Below are 11,802 nucleotides of genomic sequence, written 5' to 3'. Positions count from 1 at the left end.
ATCGCACCATAGTGGGATTGAGCGGAAGGGGAAGAGCCGCGATTGCACTATACCCTGATATAGGGCTGGGAGTTTACAGAGGTGGAGTTGGGGCGCAAGGTGTGATTTGCAGAGCCCCAGGGTTAATGCAAAAAAGCCCGCCGGTATAAGGCTTTGTTTAGAATTGAAGGAGAACAGGTCGGCCTGAAGCTTTCTCTAAACCATGTGAGGGGGTTCACCGCTACGCCATTCACCCGCACTTCCCAGTGAAGGTGTGGGGCTGTGGAGAGACCAGTGTTCCCCACTTTCCCTATTATTTCACCCCTCCTCACTTCCTGCCCCTCCCTTATAGCTATCTCCGAAAGGTGCAAAAAGCCACTCATCACCCCAGCCCCATGGTCCAGTATGACCATCCTGCCCCTTAAAATAAGTTCCCTGGCCAGGACTGCCCTCCCGGGCGCCGGGGCGTAGACCAGTGTCCCCTCTTCAGCTCTGAAATCAACCCCAGCGTGGAAATCTGAAGGAGGTGAAGAACCATAAGCTCTCAAGGTGCCAAAATGGGAGGTTATCTGCAGTTCCCCTTTAAGAGGCGGGGAAAAAGGGAAAAACCACAATGGTTTTCTAGAAAATTTGGAGTATGCCCGGGAAACTATTTCCCTCTCCTCTTTAACTATTTCGGGCCTGATAAGGGCCAGTTTTTCCGCCGGAAAGCGAATTCTCTCCACCGGATAAACCTTTTGGACCACAGGTAATTCGCTGGTCTGGCACAGCCCTGAGGGCAAGCACACCCGAAGAAAATGTTTCCCAGGACTGGTCAAAACATGCACTCCCACAAAAGCCACCCAATTTCCCCCATCCCGCACAAACTTTAAGGATTGCCCCGCAAATTCCCCCTCAGGAGGACCAGGCAGGTGCGTTTTCACCGTTACAAGGGCTGTTTCCCCGGGCACAAGGGGAAGCGGAATAACTTCAACTGAAAGCGCAGGGCCAGCGCCAAAGCTTACCGCTATGGCTACAAGAAGGCTAAGGGATTTCAAAAGCCAGCTCATCCCCCACTTCCACTTTGCTCAGCAGTTCCACAGGGCCCTCCAGAAGGTAAACGGCGGGGCAGGAAGGAAAATACCAAGGGACGAAGGGCCTGGCAAAGGTTTTATCCACTACTCTCCTCTCCCGGTTAAGCCATATCACCGCCAATGGGGTGAAGACAAATAGCATGTGGACCCCGGACCCAAGCCGGGTTTCTTTCCCCATCACGAAAAGGAGGATTTCATCAGGCTCAATAGAGCAGCGGAACATGAACCCCAGACCCTTTTCCCAAAAACTGCGGCATATCCTGGCCTTTTCGGTTAGTTTTGTCTCTTTTGTGCGGTTGAAAATGGGGGTTGAAAGTCGGCCCAAAGAGATTACCCCCTCAATCAGAATCTCTGGAAATCTGCACCACTAGAACTTCTTTTGTTTGAGAAGTGATGGCTGCTTCTTCGGATATGTGGTGGCCTACTACCCACAGGATTTTTTCTTCGTCTGCCAGCAGAGGCCACCTATCCCGCAGATATTGGGGGATTTTTTCGTCAATCATGAACTCATGGAGGCTCTTGCTGCCACCTCTGAGGCCCATCGGCCGGAAACGATCTCCAGGACGGCGAGATCTCAGTTTGATGGAACCCGAAATTTTCCACCGGTCCAGAAAAGCACGCCAGGGGTCGGGGTTTTTCTCCCAACCAGCAGGAAGTTCGGATAAAGGGAGAACGTAGGTTTTAACTATCCAGTCGGTTTGGGGGATGTGGGTTTGGTCTGGGATTTTCAAAGGGATTTCTTCCGAGCCTCCTGCGAGAGAAGGCGGGAGAAGAGGAAGGTCTTCCTGAGGGGTGAAGCCTTCTTCTCCGATGAAAAATTTTCCGTAGCCAGTGGTGAGGACCAATCCGTGAGGGAGTGTTACCCTGAGCCCGGCTCTGCCTTCCAGTATCGCTCTGCGCGCATTTTCTATATGAACCCATCCGATATCCCTCAGCCCGCGGCGCATCCGCCTTATGGCTTCTCTGAGAGTCCCCCTCTGCATTGCCGGGTGGAGGTTTTTCCAGAGGGGGAGGGAAAAAACTATGCCCTCTTCCCCTTCTCGTTCCACTGTTTCCCGCCACGAAGCTTCCACTTGGCGGCGAAGGAAGTCGTAATCGTCGGCGAAAAGCTGGGCGGAGCGCCTCACCAGTTCCCGGAAACGTGGGTTGAAGGTTTCCAAGTAAGGGATGAGCTCATGGCGAAGGCGGTTGCGGAAGTAGGTAGTATCCAGGTTGGAAAGGTCAAAGCGAGGGGTAAGCCCGTTTTCGCGACAGTAAGCTTCAATTTCCGCTCTGGTTACTTCTAATAAGGGGCGGATGAGCCAGAGGTCGTATTCTTTGCTCCCCACTACGAGGCGGGAACGGGGAAGCATGCCTCTGAGGCCAGCCAATCCTGAGCCCCGCACCCAGTGCATTACTACGGTTTCTACCTGGTCATCAGCGTTGTGGCCCACGGCTATGGTTCTGGCTCCCTCCCTTGTGGCCACCTCAGCCAGGAACTCATACCGGGCGTAACGGGCAGCTTCTTCCAGGCTCATCCCCTTTTCCTGTGCCAAAGCCGGCACATTTCTGGTTTCTATTGTGCAGGGGATACCCCATTCTCTGGCTATGGTTTCCACAAAAGCGGCATCTTCATCGGCTGCAGCCCCCCTTATCATATGGTTCAGGTGAGCCGCATGGAGTTTAATGTCCCACTCCCCCTTGAGGCGATTGAGGACGTGCAAAAGGCAGAGGGAATCGGGCCCTCCTGATACCCCAACGATTATTTTTTCTCCGAAAGAAAAGAGTCCGTGCTGAATTGCGAAAAAGCGAACTTTCTCAAGCATTTGCTTTTACATTTCCACCACTTTAATCCCTCTCTTCGCCAGTTCCTCCAGGAATGGCTCCGGTTCTATGCAGCCTTCCGGGGCGAAGGCGCCTTTTTGCTGGATTAGTCCGCGGGCCAGCCACTGAGCACCTATGGAAGCCGGTATGCCTGTGAGACGTCCCATTCGGTCGGCCACAGCGTAGCTTATAGTTCTGGCCTGGCCGTCTTTGCGGCCTTTGACGGTGACTCTGGCTCCGGAGCAGGGTATTCCTCCGGCCCGGAAAAGGCCTTCAATGGGATGGATCAGGCGGGCAATCCTTTCCCTTCTGGCGGGGGTGTTTATTAGCCCAAAGGCACTGAAAATGTTCAGGAGTTTGTTGTTCCATTCGGGAACCAGAGCACCCTTTAAGGACACGTTTCTGGCTTTTATGTAGCGAGGGATAGTTATGGGCTCGGGGTGGCCGCAGTGGAAAACTTTCACTTTACCCAGTGGGGGTGGAAATTCAACGGTTTCCCTTCCCGAGGAAGCTTTTACCCGGATGAGGCGGCCATCGGACCAGGTGGGGACTTCGCCGGTAGATACGTAAAACACGTGCATTATAACCGCCAGCCCCTTTGAATCGGAAGGACTTCCAGCCCAGGCTATGTGGATCTCATCCACTTCGTCAAGTTGCTCGGACGCGCGACGGGCCAGGATGTTAGTTATGCCTGGAGTCCACCCGAGGCCCGTGATTATCGTTATCCCCGCTTGGCGAGCGGCCTCATCCATGGCCAGAATTTCTTCCACAGGGCCGTAGTCATCGCAGATATCAACATAGTTAACTTTCGCTTCCAGGGCAGCCTTAGCCAGGGGCAGGGCGAATTTGTAGAACGGGCCGATGCATCCCACTGCTGCGTCGGCACCTTCAAGGACTTTCCGGAGCGAGGTAGGGCTGGTGGCATCTACGAAAGCCGCTCTGGCTTTTCCCCCAAGCTTGGAGGCCATTTCTTCGGCTAATTTTATCCGGTAATCGGCAATTACCACTTCGGCATCGGAAGTCTGGAGAAGGTCGTGAACCACGTGGCTTCCCATATCGCCACAGCCGCCCAAGACTACGATTTTCATGTTTCCCCTCCTTTCTTGGTCTACACCTATTATATCTGACGGTGGGGTAAAAGAAAATCTTTCAAGTTGAAACTACCTTGATACGTCCGACCCTTCGTGCTATAATTATCCTGGCCTGATTGATACTGGCCCTACTGCCCTCAGGCCAGACGAACGGGGAGATGTACTGCGCTCTCACAGGCTCGCTGACCAGCGAACCCTGGCTGTGTGGAGGTGAAAGATGGACATAAAGCTTGCCCAGGAATATATCAAAATCCTTGAGGGAGAACTCTCCGCCATTGACCCCGAAATTGACCGCCTTATCCAATTTGAGGAAGAAAAACAGGCCCGCAAGATCATCCTGATCCCTTCCGAAAGCATAGCTCCGGAACCCGTCCTCAAAGCCCTTGGTTCTGTTTTCAATAACATCTACGCCGAAGGATATCCTCCCCTCAGGATGACCAGGGAGGAATTTGAGCTGGTGATGGATTTTGCCCATCAATTGACTCATTACCGGCGCTACGGTGACAGGCGGTTTTATAAGGGCGTTGAATATGTGCACTTTGTGGAGACGCTGGCCCAGCGCAGGGTGGCCCAGGCCTTCGCCAACGAAAGGGTTCCCCCAGAACGCATCTTCGTGAACGTCCAGCCCCTATCGGGCGCTGCCGCTAACATTTCAGTCTACGATGCCCTCCTCAACCCTGGCGATACCATCATGGGCATGGACCTCTTCCAGGGTGGCCATTTGACTCACGGAAGCGAATTCAATATCTCCGGCCGCCGCTACAAAGTTGTATCCTACGGTGTGGACCCCGTCACTGAACGCCTAAACTACGACCAGATAATGAAGCTGGCCCTGGAATATAGACCCCGCCTCATAATTGCCGGCTACACTTCCTACTCCTGGGCCCCCGATTGGGAGAAATTCCGGGAAATAGCCGATGCCGTAGGAGCTTACCTCATGGCCGACATCGCCCACACCGCAGGCCTCGTAGTAGCTGGTGCTCACCCCTCCCCCATCGGTATTGCCGATGTGATAACCTTTACCACCCACAAAACCATATGTGGCCCTCGCGGAGCTGTCATCATCTCCACCGATGAGGAACTGGCCCAGCGGATTGACGCCGCCGTTTTCCCAGGAATCCAGGGAGGCCCCCACGTCAACAAGTTCGCCGCCATCGCCGTAGCTTTTAAGATTGCTCAGACTGAAGTTTTCAAACGCATCCAGCACAAGATCGTTGAAAACGCCAAAGCCCTGGCCGAAGCTTTCCAGAAAAGAGGGATAAAAGTAGCTTACGGCGGGACCAACACCCATATGGTGGTCCTGGACCTGCGTCCCATAAGGACCGATACCGGCTACCCGGTAAAGGGAGAAATAGCTGCCCGGCTCCTGGATATTGTCGGAATTGTCGTCAACAAGAATACAATCCCCGGCGACACCATGACCCCTCTGGCCAGCGGAATACGCCTGGGAACCCCCTGGGTCACCCAACGAGGTCTTGATGCGGAGGAGATGGACGAAATAGCCGATATAATGACCGAAATCCTAGTCAATATAAAACCCTTCCGGTATTACGGCCGGGACCATGAACTGCCGAGAGGGAAGATAGAGCTTGAAATCCTGAAGAGGGCCGCCTGCCGGGTGGATGAACTCATAGACCGCATCCCTGTGTGTCCTCCACCCTGCAGAACAGGTTACCCCCACTACTGTTTCCTGCCCGGAAGAGAGCCCGCCCGAAGCCCAATGCTGGAAACCAGAGCTATACCCGAAGGTGAAGGACCTTTCGTATTTGACCTGACCAACCTCGGCCTCTTAATGGTGAGGGGGACCAGAGCTGAGGCCTTCATCCAGCAGGTGAACACCGCTAACCTTGCGAACCTCAAGCCAGGAACGCTCGCCCGCTCCTTCCTATTGGATGCTGATGGCAAACTTCTTGACGATATCTCCGTCCTCCGCTTCCCCGATGATAGCCGTGGCCGTCAGCAATACCTGGTGGTAACCAACCCTGAAAATTCGGAAAAAGTCAAAGACTGGTTCCGGGCTTTATCCGATGGCTACGTGATCTTTGACCGCCATGACATCTTGGCCAAAATTGAAGGGCCAGTGGTCGTGGAAGACCTGTGGGAAGATATGGAAAAGCCTTGGAGGAAAACGGCCATAGGGGTCGCAGGGAAAGAAGCCAGCGCTAAACTCTACGAGCTCTTCCCCTGGCTCCCCGAACTCCCCATCAACCACTTCTGGTCCGGCCAGGTGAATGGAGCCGAAACCATGGTTGCCAGGGTGGACTACGGCAACGGCTATGAACTTTTGATGCTTATATCCCACCCTGATAACATCAGAGACCTGTGGGAGACCCTGAAGCAGAAGGGCTTTAAAGCCGCTTCACCTCAGGCTTACAAGTCCTGGCGTGCTTCCGCCGACTGGCCCTCTTACGATGGCGAAAGACCTGATGCCCTCGCCCTCTACCGCAGCAACCACAAAGACCTCTTTGCCCTTTCCAAACCCTATTTCGTGGGCGAAAACCGCCTGCACCAGGAAAGACTCCCTGTCCAGAAAGAAGAATTCCGCTGGGAGGAGAAGCCCGGACCCCTCAAGCATACGCCTCTTAACGAAGAGCACAGAAAACTCAAGGCCAAGCTTATCCCCTTCGCCGGGTGGGAAATGCCCGTATGGTATACAAGCGTCCTTGAAGAGCACAAAGCCGTCCGCGAAGCCGCTGGCCTCTTTGACGTAGCCCACATGGGAGTCTTTGAGATATCCGGAGAGCACGCCACGCGCTTCCTGGACTTTGTCACCACCAACTATGTCCGCTGGCTTGAGGATGGCCAATCTCTTTACTCCTACCTCCTGGACCCTGACGGCAACGTCATTGACGACGTGATGATTTACCGCTTACGGAAGGACCGCTACATCATGGTGGTGAACGCTGTCAATGAAGAGAAGGATTGGGCCTGGCTCAACGCCGTTAACTCCCGCCGGGTAATCGTGGACAGAGAGCACCCCGATAAAGAAGTAGATGGGCAAGCTATCCTGCGCAACCTCAAAGACCCATCCTGCGGCAGAGATATGAGGGTGGACATGGCCCTCCAGGGGCCGGCCTCACTTCACATCCTCATGTCCCTGGCCAACCGCGACGGGCGAGAGATCCTCAAGAGGCTCCGCCGCACAGAGCTGGCCGAAATTACTCTGGATGGAATGGACCTTATCATAGCTCGCACAGGCTACACCGGTGAGGAATGGGGCTATGAGATCTTCGTTCACCCCGACGACGCACCCCGCCTCTGGAACCTCCTCCTGGAAAAAGGGAAAGCTTTCGGCATAAAGCCAGCCGGCCTTGGCGCCAGGGATTCAACCCGAACTGAGGCAGGGCTACCCCTTTACGGCCATGAACTGGCAGGGCCCTTCAACATAGACCCCATAGAAGCAGGCTTCGCTCCCTACGTCAAATTCCACAAGCCTTACTTCATCGGGCGCAAGGCCATCATTGAAAAAGAAGCCAGACGCACACGGGAGATAGTCCGCTTCCGGATGAACCGCAAGGGCGTTCCCAAACCGGAGCCAGGGGATCCGGTCGTTAATCCGCGGGGAGATTACATAGGGGCAGTAACCTCCTGCGCCATTGATACCGAGGGCTACCTTGTGGGCATGGCCCTTATAGACCGGCGCCAGGCTCGTGAGGGCAACCAGATAGGGATATTTGCTGGCCGGGCTCGCCAGCGCGAGATAAAGCCTGTGGATAAACTTGGCCCTGGCGACAGCGTTCCCCTTCCGGAGTGGGCTACCATCCTACCCCGTTTTATGCGGAGAAGTTAGATGCGTGCCCTGGCCCCGGCTCCTCTTAACCCTGAGTCTCACCTGCAAAATCTTCTGAAAGGCACGGCTGACACATCGGGTAAAAACCTGTAGCTATCACCCTCTCCCAGGGGAGAGGCTCCTTTCGGGGCCAGGGTCCAAGGTATTTTCCTTTATCTGTGCCTGCTTTTTCCAGAGCCTTCTCCCAGCGGGAAGGGGTTGCCTTTTCTCTCATTCGGGCTATTTCCACAAGAGCAAGCCCCACCTTTTTATCCCCACGGCTCAGAGTGGCCTGAACTGTAGCCCAGGCCGGGCTTTCCGCCCGCATTTTAACTTTGAGCCTGCGCAGGAGATGGCGCAGAAACTTCAAGCGCTCTCCCAGCTCTTCTTCCGGGGCCATCGCAATCCGTTGGAAAGGAGTGTGAGGCTTGGGAACGAAAGGTGAAACGTTCACCACCACTTCGCCCTCAAACCTTTTGAGGATCTCGCTTGTTAGAAGACTTATGGCCCTTAAATCTTCCTCGCTTTCCCGGGGGAGGCCTATCATAAAGTAGAGTTTGAGGCGGCGAATCCTGTACTTAGCGGCCAGCTCAGCCACCCTGAGGATTTCCTTTTCAGGGATGGGTTTACCGATAATCCTGCGAAGGGCAAAGCTTCCAGCTTCGGGAGCCAGAGTTATAGTAGCGGAGCTTCGGGCCAGAGCTTCAATTAGCTTCTCACTTACAGATTCAGCCCTTAATGAAGAGGCGGAAAGGCCAGCTCCCAGAGCCCGAAGGCCGTCCAGAAGTTCGTCCATTCTGGAATAATCGGAGACCGCAAACCCTACAAGGCCAATGGTTCCACGCCACTTAACCCCCTCTTTCGCCTGGGCCAGGATTGACTCCACAGAGCGCTCTCTTGGGGGGAGGTAAATGTATCCTGCCAGACAGAACCTGCAGCCTCTTCCACACCCCCTTTCTATCTCCACAAGATACATGTCACCGAACTCGGTTTCTTCCGTGAGCACCACTGAATGCACCGGATAAAGGTCAAGGTCCTGCACCCACCGTCTGACCACAGGAGGATCAGATGGGTTGTGAATTAAGGGAACGTAAACGCCCTGTATCCCTCGCAAAGCCTCCAGAAGTGTATTACGAGGGGCATGGATGGTTTCCCTTAAGACAGCAATCACTTCAGGGATAACTTCTTCCCCTTCACCGATAATGAAAGCATCCACCATTTGAGATAGGGGTTCAGGGTTGGCGGAAACGGCCGGCCCTCCCGCAATCACCAGAGGATCCCCTTCTTCTCGTTCTGCAGAGAAGAGAGGTATGCGGCTGCGTTCCAGAACCTCAGCCAGGTGAAAGTAATCTAACTCGTAGGAAATGGAAAAAGCTATTACTGAAAAGTCCGCAAGGGGGCGCTGAGACTCCAGAGAAATCGGGCCTTCTTCATCCATGAAGAGGGGATCAGCAAAGACCCTCTCGCATACCACATCGGGCTCGGAGTTAAGTATACGGTAGACGGTCTGAAAACCGAGGCTGGACATGCCAACATAGTAGGTATTGGGATAGACGAGGGCGATGGATATTCTACCTCCCCAATCCTTGACGATAAAGCCTGTTTCTCGCCTGAGAACAGCTCTGGCTCTGGCTATTTTCCTCCAATTCATCGGATTAGAAGGCTGATGAACGGCTTCAGGTTCTCTGTTATCCTCTGGATTACGGCTCCAAGTTCTGTATCTTTAAGCTCGACAGAAACAGGAACTTCCATTTGGATGGAAATCGTCTGGCTTACGGGAACTTCTATGTAAAGCTCCACTGGCAGCCGCATCCCGGGTGGCAAGACCAGGCTCACAGAACCTCTTATGGATCCTCCTCCGCCTGGAAGAACAAAATTTGCGCTGGTACTGACGGGGACAGGCCCCAGAGTAGTGACTGTCGTGCGGGTGTGAACGGGTAGGGTGAATTCTACGGGTATCGTCTCGCTTATGGAGACTGTTAGGTTTATAGGGGCGCTCAGCAAGTCATCAAGGTCTCTTTGAACTTCCTGAAATTTCGGGCGAATTACCTGCTGGTGGATCTGTGGACTTTGCCAGACCAGTAAATCCAGGAGCACGATGATAACGCACAAGGTCATAAGGTTGAAAAAGAAAGAGAAAACAATGGCGATGTTTCTGAAGGCATCCCAAAGCCTGTTCCATTGGATTGGTATTCTGTCCAATGGTTACCTCCTCAATCCCAGTGAAAAGTTCTGGGCTCACTGAAAGGACTCAGAGGGATTATATTCCCCTGGTCCGTCAGATATATTACCTGAACCTGCCACTCATAGGTTCGGTCTGGCTGATCAGCAGCGCCGTGCAGGCTCTGAGGGACTATGTAACTGGGCCTTTCTGTGAGGATCGGAATTTCCACAAGGTTTCCACCCTGGCGGTATCGTATTATGAGCCTGTATACGTGCCTGGGAGGCAATTCCGCAGGAGGCTTCCATTTAAGGTCTATGATGGTGCTCCCGCCATGGAACCATTCCCCATTAGATGGGAAAATAGGCTCTGGAGCTTGATAAGCGAAGGGAATTGTGGGGGTTGGAGTGGGCATTGGGGTGAAAGTTGGCGTTGGTGTCACTCCGGGTGCTGGCGTGGGGGTCTGAGTTGGGGTTGGACTTGGGGTTAAAGTGGGAGTTGAAGTTGGCGTCGGGGTTGAGGTTGGAGGTGGGGCGGGGGTGGGAGTCGGGGTGAAAGTTGGCGAAGGGGTAGGGGTGAAAGTTGGTGGGACAAGCTGAAGGGCAATGGTCTGGAAATCGCTTCGTATACGATGGGCTACAATGGGGGGAATGATAGCGTAGAGGATAAGGCCTAAAACAAATCCGGCTAAGAGGCTGAAGGCTATCATCCCCCAGCGGGTTCCTGGCTTCCAGACTTCAGCTCCGCAGTGGGGGCACAATTGGAGAGCGCCGCTCACAAACTGCTGGCAGGAAGGGCATCGGACGTATTCAACCTGCGGGGCACGGGAGTAACCGCACATGGGGCATACTGAAGCCCCCCTTGGTATCTTCGCTCCGCATTTTCTACAACGCATTTCCCGTCCCTCTGGCCATAAATCTACAGTCTATTATACGCCTTTTCACCATATTATGCCAGCTCAGAAGCAATGGGCCATTTGTTGAGGCAAAGTCTGGTCTTCTTCTATCCCGCCGGCAAGCTGCGTTTGACAATAAGGGTGCACATCGGTATAATAAAAATAGATTCATGGGCGGGTTCCCGAGTGGCCAAAGGGGGCGGACTGTAAATCCGCTGGCTCAGCCTTCGCAGGTTCAAATCCTGCCCCGCCCATTTTTTGTTTCCCAATGAAAAGAGACAGGATTTATATAACCGGCCTTCCCGTGGATAATTTGACTTCCGAAGAAGCCCTCACGGCCCTGGAAGGTTTCATCCTCGAGGGCTTTCCTCCCCGTCTGGTTGTTACTCTGAACCCGGAAATGGCAGTTCTGGCCTCCCGAGATCAGGAATTCCGAAAGATTATCCTTTCGGCCTCTCTGGTATTACCCGATGGAGTAGGAATCATTCTGGCCTCCCGCGTCCTGGGCACTCCTCTAAAAGAAAGGGTAACAGGAGTTGATACAGTGGAAAGGTTCGCCGCTATGGCTTCTAAAAAGGGTTACAGGCCCTTTTTCCTGGGAGCAAGCCCGGGAGTAGCTCAAAAAGCGGCATCAGTTCTGGCCGAAAAATACCCAGGATTTAAAGTTGCAGGAGTTTATCCAGGTTCCCCTTCCCCTTCAGAGGAAGAGATTATTTTAGAACTAATCAAAAAAGCCTCGCCCGATGCCCTCTTCGTGGCTTACGGCTCCCCGGCTCAGGAAAAATGGCTCGCACGCAACCTCCCATTTCTCAACGTCCCTTTTGCCATGGGGGTCGGAGGAGCCTTTGACTTTATAGCCGGTGTGGTCCCCAGAGCTCCCAAGGTAATACGCCGGGCAGGATTTGAATGGCTTTTTAGGCTCATTGTTCAGCCCTGGAGATGGAAAAGGCAGCTGGCCCTGCCCGTGTTTTGCTTTCTTGTCCTGAAAGAAAAGCTCAGCCTGTAACATCCTTTAGTTTCGTTTCCGCTTT

At 53.8% G+C, this 11,802-nt stretch carries 9 protein-coding genes and 1 tRNA gene; 3 read left to right on the top strand and 7 right to left on the bottom strand.

All coding sequences use genetic code 11. The features are described 5' to 3' along the window. Nucleotides 1-122 precede the first annotated feature (122 nt). The 4 genes from NZ653_05840 to NZ653_05825 are packed head-to-tail and all read right to left on the bottom strand — an operon-like array spanning nt 123 to nt 3,943. Nucleotides 123-1,028 (bottom strand): M23 family metallopeptidase, encoded by a 906-nt coding sequence (locus NZ653_05840; protein MCS7286635.1) that lies wholly within the window; start codon nt 1,026-1,028, stop codon nt 123-125. Next, complete coding sequence (locus NZ653_05835; protein ID MCS7286634.1) at nt 1,003-1,377, bottom strand: DUF192 domain-containing protein; 375 nt, start codon at nt 1,375-1,377, stop codon at nt 1,003-1,005. Before NZ653_05835 ends, NZ653_05840 begins: the two co-directional genes overlap by 26 nt. Before the next feature lie 13 nt (nt 1,378-1,390). Next, nucleotides 1,391-2,857 (bottom strand): tRNA lysidine(34) synthetase TilS, encoded by a 1,467-nt coding sequence (gene tilS / locus NZ653_05830; protein MCS7286633.1) that lies wholly within the window; start codon nt 2,855-2,857, stop codon nt 1,391-1,393. 6 nt (nt 2,858-2,863) lie between these two features. After that, nucleotides 2,864-3,943: a saccharopine dehydrogenase NADP-binding domain-containing protein gene (locus NZ653_05825; GenBank protein MCS7286632.1), complete on the bottom strand. Its 1,080-nt coding sequence runs from the start codon at nt 3,941-3,943 to the stop codon at nt 2,864-2,866. Between the two features lie 220 nt (nt 3,944-4,163). On the opposite strand from NZ653_05825, the gene gcvT reads away from it, so the two are divergent. Next, the gene (gcvT, locus tag NZ653_05820; protein MCS7286631.1) at nt 4,164-7,736 is read left to right on the top strand and encodes a glycine cleavage system aminomethyltransferase GcvT; all 3,573 of its coding nucleotides are present in this window, start codon (nt 4,164-4,166) and stop codon (nt 7,734-7,736) included. A 25-nt stretch (nt 7,737-7,761) separates the two neighbouring features. Here the strand turns inward: gcvT and NZ653_05815 are convergent, their stop codons facing one another. The 3 genes from NZ653_05815 to NZ653_05805 are packed head-to-tail and all read right to left on the bottom strand — an operon-like array spanning nt 7,762 to nt 10,771. Next, nucleotides 7,762-9,366, bottom strand: coding sequence for a radical SAM protein (locus tag NZ653_05815; GenBank protein ID MCS7286630.1), 1,605 nt, complete (start codon nt 9,364-9,366; stop codon nt 7,762-7,764). Then, a complete protein-coding gene (locus NZ653_05810) occupies nt 9,363-9,917 on the bottom strand; it encodes a hypothetical protein (protein MCS7286629.1) in 555 nt (184 codons plus the stop codon). The genes NZ653_05815 and NZ653_05810 overlap by 4 nt, the downstream gene beginning before the upstream one ends. Nucleotides 9,918-9,928: 11 nt before the next feature. Next, nucleotides 9,929-10,771 carry a zinc ribbon domain-containing protein gene (locus tag NZ653_05805; GenBank protein ID MCS7286628.1) on the bottom strand — a complete coding sequence of 281 codons (843 nt, stop codon included), beginning with the start codon at nt 10,769-10,771 and terminating at the stop codon, nt 9,929-9,931. Nucleotides 10,772-10,943: 172 nt separating this feature from the next. Here NZ653_05805 and NZ653_05800 point away from each other — a divergent pair. Together NZ653_05800 and NZ653_05795 are read left to right on the top strand one after the other, a co-directional pair. Further along, nucleotides 10,944-11,025, top strand: a tRNA-Tyr gene (locus NZ653_05800). A gap of 14 nt (nt 11,026-11,039) precedes the next feature. After that, complete coding sequence (locus tag NZ653_05795) at nt 11,040-11,777, top strand: WecB/TagA/CpsF family glycosyltransferase (protein MCS7286627.1); 738 nt, start codon at nt 11,040-11,042, stop codon at nt 11,775-11,777. The last annotated feature ends 25 nt before the right edge of the window (nt 11,778-11,802 follow it).

The sequence above is a fragment of the Anaerolineae bacterium genome (assembly GCA_025062375.1).
Lineage (GTDB): Bacteria > Chloroflexota > Anaerolineae > SpSt-600 > SpSt-600 > SpSt-600.
This window is presented reverse-complemented; position numbering and strand designations above follow the sequence as displayed.

What these genes read in the sequence shown, in the direction of transcription:
- gcvT (MCS7286631.1), top strand. Translation starts at nt 4,164, where the DNA reads ATGGACATAAAGCTTGCCCAGGAATATATCAAAATCCTTGAGGGAGAA.
- NZ653_05805 (MCS7286628.1), bottom strand. Translation starts at nt 10,771, where the DNA reads ATGCGTTGTAGAAAATGCGGAGCGAAGATACCAAGGGGGGCTTCAGTA.
- NZ653_05815 (MCS7286630.1), bottom strand. Translation starts at nt 9,366, where the DNA reads ATGAATTGGAGGAAAATAGCCAGAGCCAGAGCTGTTCTCAGGCGAGAA.
- NZ653_05795 (MCS7286627.1), top strand. Translation starts at nt 11,040, where the DNA reads ATGAAAAGAGACAGGATTTATATAACCGGCCTTCCCGTGGATAATTTG.
- NZ653_05840 (MCS7286635.1), bottom strand. Translation starts at nt 1,028, where the DNA reads ATGAGCTGGCTTTTGAAATCCCTTAGCCTTCTTGTAGCCATAGCGGTA.
- tilS (MCS7286633.1), bottom strand. Translation starts at nt 2,857, where the DNA reads ATGCTTGAGAAAGTTCGCTTTTTCGCAATTCAGCACGGACTCTTTTCT.
- NZ653_05825 (MCS7286632.1), bottom strand. Translation starts at nt 3,943, where the DNA reads ATGAAAATCGTAGTCTTGGGCGGCTGTGGCGATATGGGAAGCCACGTG.